This window comes from Chamaesiphon sp. OTE_8_metabat_110, assembly GCF_031382685.1.
Taxonomy (GTDB): domain Bacteria; phylum Cyanobacteriota; class Cyanobacteriia; order Cyanobacteriales; family Chamaesiphonaceae; genus Chamaesiphon.
Window position 1 is genome coordinate 1 of sequence record NZ_JANMZA010000100.1, and the last position, 5,933, is coordinate 5,933.

9 protein-coding genes are annotated in these 5,933 nt (G+C 44.8%); 2 read left to right on the top strand and 7 right to left on the bottom strand.

Features of this window, described 5'->3' with window-relative positions; all coding sequences use genetic code 11:
- Together RMO52_RS03660 and RMO52_RS03665 are read left to right on the top strand one after the other, a co-directional pair.
- Positions 1–482, top strand: a 482-nt coding sequence (locus RMO52_RS03660) for a hypothetical protein (protein WP_310410934.1), incomplete at its 5' end; no start/stop codon positions are given.
- Positions 483–490: 8 nt separating this feature from the next.
- Positions 491–622, top strand: a complete 132-nt coding sequence (locus tag RMO52_RS03665; protein ID WP_310410937.1) for a hypothetical protein — start codon at positions 491–493, stop codon at positions 620–622.
- A gap of 206 nt (positions 623–828) precedes the next feature.
- Here the strand turns inward: RMO52_RS03665 and RMO52_RS03670 are convergent, their stop codons facing one another.
- From RMO52_RS03670 to RMO52_RS03700, 7 genes are all read right to left on the bottom strand, one after another.
- The gene (locus tag RMO52_RS03670; protein WP_309743225.1) at positions 829–1,380 is read right to left on the bottom strand and encodes a DUF2382 domain-containing protein; all 552 of its coding nucleotides are present in this window, start codon (positions 1,378–1,380) and stop codon (positions 829–831) included.
- A 221-nt stretch (positions 1,381–1,601) separates the two neighbouring features.
- On the bottom strand, positions 1,602–2,537 hold the full coding sequence (locus RMO52_RS03675; protein ID WP_310410940.1) for a DUF2382 domain-containing protein: 936 nt from the start codon (positions 2,535–2,537) through the stop codon (positions 1,602–1,604).
- A gap of 437 nt (positions 2,538–2,974) precedes the next feature.
- Positions 2,975–3,472 carry a DUF1269 domain-containing protein gene (locus tag RMO52_RS03680; RefSeq protein ID WP_309739260.1) on the bottom strand — a complete coding sequence of 166 codons (498 nt, stop codon included), beginning with the start codon at positions 3,470–3,472 and terminating at the stop codon, positions 2,975–2,977.
- Positions 3,473–3,697: 225 nt separating this feature from the next.
- Positions 3,698–4,162: a pyridoxamine 5'-phosphate oxidase family protein gene (locus RMO52_RS03685; RefSeq protein WP_310410943.1), complete on the bottom strand. Its 465-nt coding sequence runs from the start codon at positions 4,160–4,162 to the stop codon at positions 3,698–3,700.
- Positions 4,163–4,345: 183 nt separating this feature from the next.
- Complete coding sequence (locus RMO52_RS03690; protein ID WP_309739264.1) at positions 4,346–4,594, bottom strand: DUF1816 domain-containing protein; 249 nt, start codon at positions 4,592–4,594, stop codon at positions 4,346–4,348.
- Between the two features lie 168 nt (positions 4,595–4,762).
- A complete protein-coding gene (locus RMO52_RS03695) occupies positions 4,763–4,981 on the bottom strand; it encodes a hypothetical protein (RefSeq protein ID WP_309739266.1) in 219 nt (72 codons plus the stop codon).
- Positions 4,982–5,059: 78 nt separating this feature from the next.
- Positions 5,060–5,933 (bottom strand): MFS transporter (locus RMO52_RS03700; protein ID WP_310410947.1); only part of this gene is annotated, 874 nt, incomplete at its 5' end.

A 5,933-nucleotide genomic window follows, 5' to 3' on the forward strand; every position in this document is an offset into this window, starting at 1 on the left:
TCAAACTATATAGTTGTCTAGGTTCAGTGGTGAAGGTAGTTGGCTCTAGGAGCGACTTTCGTCGATTCCGCTGGGCTGTTTCCCTCGACCGCTTTACTAATATATCTTGTCTGCCTAGGATTGTCAACCCTTTTTGGGAAAAGATTTTCCGATCTGGGCAAATTCCTTGCCAGCAATCACTTTTAGGTGTTTATCTAGTAGCCGATTCCGAATCTCAATCCGTTACACCAATGCCTCAAAAACCTGCATTGGTCAAAACAGCAGAGCTGTGGCTACGAGTGGAGTCGATCGATCAGACAATGGTGCAACTGCGTCAGATTCTTAGGCACAAGCAAGGTGATGTCTATGATTTGCAGGATAAGAGACCGCAAGATAGTAATAGACATCGCCAGACTACGCTGACGTTAAAGGTGCCTAGTATAGTTTTGGAGTACAGGTCGGGGAAACTTGGAAAAATTCAACTCACTCCGCCGGAAGTCTAGCTACGAATTTGGCGCTAGGACTACTGTGGTTGCTACCGTTTACGCCGTTTATAGCGATCGGGGCTGGCGGGGTTTACTATGCGATCCGTAAGCATCAGCGGCGAGCGATCGCGAATCCGACGACAATTGAGCAGGGCTAGAAGTTTATTAGTTTTTGGTGCGTTATCGCGCACCCTACAATATTCTTGCAAATCAGATAGATTTTGGTGCGTTACGCTGTCTTGTCGTTTTTTATTCGGGGGTTCCCCCTGAATAAAAACGCCGCTAAACCGTCGGCAAAGCCGACGAGCGCGAGCCGTTACGCGATAACACACCCTACAATATTCTTGCACATCACATCGGACTGCTATAGTTGACTGTGACGATCGAGTACTGCTTGATAATTAGCTTGACGATCGGAGTTATCGAGCACGATTTCGATCTGGATATTTGCCCAGTCCGGATCGGGTAAACTTGCTAGTTCGGCAAGCAAATCGCTGGCTGCTTGTGGTGAATAATTGCGACCCTGAATGGTGCGACGATCGCTGCCAACTAATTCTACAGTAATAGACTTATCACCCGCGCTCGAACTAAATTCACGCTCGATCCTCTGGGCAATTGCTGTAGTATCGACCTGTTCTGTGCCGAGATCGATCTGGGCAATCCGCTTGTATTCTGGGCTGACTTGCTCGACAATCAGCGTTTCGCGACGAATGGGAACTTGTACTTGTACAAGCTGGGTTTCAATTTCTTTACGGACGACAATATCGCCAACTTTGCGACGGGTCAAATCGACTACTAATCGCTCTTCTAACAAAGAAATAACTTTTTCGGTCAGAATGTTTGTGGGAGTAACAACTGATTCGCGCCCCTCGATTCCGCCATTGTGTTGACTAGATTTAAATTCGTCAGCAAGCATGGTCTTTCTCAGAATGATGTGTTTTTGCAAGTTACTGGAGCAGATTTTTTTGAAACGATCGCGGGTGGCTAACTGCTCCAGTTTTGGCTCGATCGCGAAGATTTTTGACGGCTGATTTTTGCTAATGTATAAATATTCATTGAGGTAGGGGCAATTTATGAATTACTCCTACCTCAATATTACCACTACGACATTAGAAGACCTTTGCAGTCTAAGATCGCTTAGAGTTTGCCATCAGAGATCGTCGGATGACCATCAACATTCACATCAAGTTCTTCACGACGAACTTGCTCTTGAGTGGTGGCTGTCTCTTTTTCTACAACTTTATTAATGCGTACTTCCTCGCGGACGAACGCCTCTTTGTGAAATTCTGGCACTTCCTCATAGACATCGACGCGAGATACTTCGCCAGCCTGGAATGTAGCTTCACCAGGAGCTACCGCCGTCGTCCCAGTCGCAGGCATCCGTTCGATGACGATGCGCTCTTTTTCGACAGGTACTGAAGCTTGGGCGGTTTCAGTTTCGACCCGCTTGTTAATGACAGCATTGCCAGTTTTCTGACGGGTTTTGCTGGCAACTAAGCGCTCTTGATAGAGCTTGAAGCTAGGATGTGTATCCTCTTTCATCTCATACAGATCCGGTTCTCGATCGTGAGAGTAGGTATCGCGATCGTACTTCATCGCACCTTGTGGCTCTAGATACTCGTCTTCGACGCCGAGCATGGGTTCGTCATGAGTGCTGGCTGGCATCGTTGCACCAGTATAGCCGACACCCATCGCGGGTGCTGTGGCTGTAGCACCGGGCATGGTAGACCGATAAACGCCCCGCACGCTTTCCTCATGATCGTAATCGACTGACGTTTCCTCAGTCAATTCTGGGAGAGCTTCAACCTGCGCTTTGGTAAGATTTTGAGCGTAAACACGTTTTTTATCGTAGTCGATCTGAGCGCGACCGATCGGCAATAATACCGTTTTACCTGAAATCCAGCCACCAGTACTAATTGCCAAATACCGAAATTGTCCGTCATCATCTACTAAGATGTCATCTACAGAACCAATTTTTTCGTCTGATACATAGAGATCCATCCCTTTGACATCGCGATCGTCAAAGTGCTTGCTATATTCTGGATCGAAGTCTTTAATCTTATGAAGGGCCATGATTATTCGAGTCCTTTTGGTGAGATTACCAACAGTTAATTACTTATAAATATATAAATTTATCTTGAAATACTCATCCATCTATCTGCCGATCTCTAACGTACCATTAGAGAGAGAATGGTTAAAACCTTTACTATTATGGGACTAGATATTTCGATTGCCAAATTTGCGAAATAGCGAGGCGATCGATGCAGTCGATGTAACCGAGCAGACTGGCGATCGATCGTGCTGATTTGCGGCGATCCTTGTAGAGATGGTGATACCAATTTAAAGAGTTAAAGCGACAGATCTTTACCCCACCCAACCTCCCCTTATAAAGGGGAGGAGCCGATCTGTCGTCTGGTAAACTTAATTTGGTATGAGTTACGCGCTCCTCAATATTCAAGATGGGGATAATCAATGGATTACCCCCACTTGGAATATTAGGTCTTACTATGCTAGACAGTTGCAGGAGTTTTGGACGATAATGCCTCTTGCAGCTTGGCTTCGTCTTCTTTAGATAATGAAGTCCGTAAAACTTTGCCCTCGAACTTGCTGAGATCTTCTAATACGCGATCGGGTGTAGATTTGCGAACTAAAACAAAGATTGCCGAAGTTCCCGGTTCGATCGTGCTGCCAAGATCGCGCATGAAGTTGTCATCGATACCGATATCGCTGAGTGCGCCGGAGAGGGCACCAGCCGCCGCACCAACCAGTGCAAAAATAGGATTGAAGAAAATCACACTCAGTAAGACTCCCCAGTAGCTACCGCTCACTGCACCAGCAGCTACGAGTTCTTGAGCTTGTTTGATTTTGACTTTGCCTTCTTGATTTCTGACGACTACAGCGGCATCTTCTAAGTCAACTAAATACTGAGATTGGAGTTTGCGGAGTTCATTCATCACCTCATCTGCTTTAAATTCGTCTTTAAAACCGACAACAATTAGGTCGCTCATGAAATTCTGCCTCTAAATAAATTTTGCTAGTTCAACATGACGATCGTAAACAATCTGTCTCAATTATTCTCTCTGTCCACAGATAGAGATATCGCTCGTACCCGATCGCCGATTGAGGATGAGGTGCTAAAATTCTGGCAGACAGTTGCATTTAAAGGCGATTGGTCTATCGATCGATAGAGATTGAGATCTGTCTAATTAGTTAGGCTGTGCATATTTTGAGTACTAACTCCATCTGTGGCACGTCCGCTCATATGTTCGCGTTCGATCCGAATAGATGGCAATTGCTTCGCCATGTCCCCAAGAATCGATCCACGTCCGATTACTAGCTGGTGAAAAAGCCGGATTGCGCTGCTTGATATATTTGATGGCTCGATTCTCGTTCCGAGAGGCTACGCCAACGATATCTGGTTCGACACTCAGGCATTCAGCCCTACCAGAGACAACCACACTTCGCCATTGTAAGGGACTATGAATTTCTTCAACTTGCAGACAAATTTCGGGATTTGCATCTAATTGATGATGCTTCATTTTTGCAGTTGTCAGCAGATAAATATCTGTATCGTGGAGATAATAATGAATTGCCATCACTTGCGGTTTGCCTGCATCGATAAATCCTAAATGACCGTAACCAGTTTTGTGTAGTAATTCGTGAATTTCATCTTGCCGCATTTCTTCGATATTCAACATAGTTACGTGATGGAAAATTTAATCGAGATGAGTATCGATCGAGAGGAACACTAAGTCTAAAACAATTAAAAAAGGCGATCGTGAGCTGGTGATTTTTTTCACGATCGCTATTTCAAATAAAGGTTAGCAAAAATACGAATTGACATTTGTAAACAGCAGCACTTCTTCAGTATTCACTATTATTCATGCAGGGGCGTCTTCCAAAATTGTTAATTGCGCGGGTTTACACCGCTCGATCTTGGTATGTAGAACTTGAGCTGATTCGGACTCTAAGTCTTCAATGTAGCCTTGGAGTGCGTAGCTGGCCTGTTGGCGATCGGCAAAAGGGCCGAAATAGTAGGTACATTTTGGCTGAAGTGTTAAAACTTCTACCCACCAAGCTTGTCCCAAAAAATCTAATATATTAGTCCAAGTTTCTAATATTTGCAACATATTTTATGCGGTTAAATTTTGATATTTCAATGATAGTAATTTAGAGATTTGTTTTCGCTCCTTACTATCTATTTGCAATCGGTTTATACAATTCATTTATACACACTCGCTCTGATTTATGGCTCTACCGATAGACAGATATCATACTACTAAATTGCGATCGTCAAATCAATGACCCCCAGCAGCTCCAGCTCCTTTAAGTTTCTTAAAAAATAAGATGATCGTACTCGCGATCGAATTATCAGCCCGAGCTTGGGCGGTCAGTGCGTCGCTACCTCTACCGATCGATAGTTGGGTCAATTCATCGATCCGTTGCTGAGTCGCCAGATTGTAGATCGATACATTATCGCCTAAGCGATTGGAGTGAAACTGTTCTCTTTGAGTCAATAAAGTGCCTAAAGCAGCAATTTGCCACAGTCTTAACTCCAGATGTTAATTGTCACCGCAATACTGAGTAACACAACTTTAAGCAGGTAGAATACCTTTTCGCACGTAAATCGCATGGACGATCTTCTTTAATGCTGGTAATTGACGGCTAAAAAACAGCGAACCCAGCAGACAAGCAATCCCCGCAATCGCTAGTGTATTGGGAGCGCCAATGCGATCGGCGATCGATCCACCCAAGAGATTACCGAATGGCACCATGCCCAAAAATGACATGGTATATAAGCTCATCACGCGTCCGCGTTTATCATCATCGATAATCGTCTGAAGCACTGTATTGCCAGAGGCAACCTGTAAAATTATCCCTAAACCGATCGTCAACATCGCCAGCAAGGACAGTGGTAAATGCCGCGAGCAGGAAAAAGTAATCAAGCCAATCCCGAGCAATGCTGGCCCGAGAATAATCAATTTACCTAAGCCGACTACCGTTGTGCGTGTAGCTAAATAAACACCACCAAAGACAGCACCCACGCCCGAAGCTGCCATCAAAAATCCTAATGTTTGAGCATTGCCATTGAGAATTTTATCCGCAAAAACCGGGACGAGTACCGTGTACTGCATCCCCATCAAACTCACTAAAGCCGATAACAATAAAATCGCTCTAATCGGCGGGCATTCAAAGGCATAGATAAAACCTTCTTTAATTCGTTGGAGTGGACTACCAGCAATTTTGGGCATTTTCTTGGGTTGAAAGCGCATCGCTAGTAATGCTGCAATCACCGCAATATAACTAACCCCGTCAATCAAAAAACAATAAGCTTCCCCAACTCTAGCAATTAATAACCCCCCGATCGCAGGGCCGATTAAGCGCGCGCCATTAAACATCGTTGAGTTAATCGCAATCGCATTTGCCAAATCCTCCGGGCGATCGACCAGCTCAGTCACAAAGGCTTGC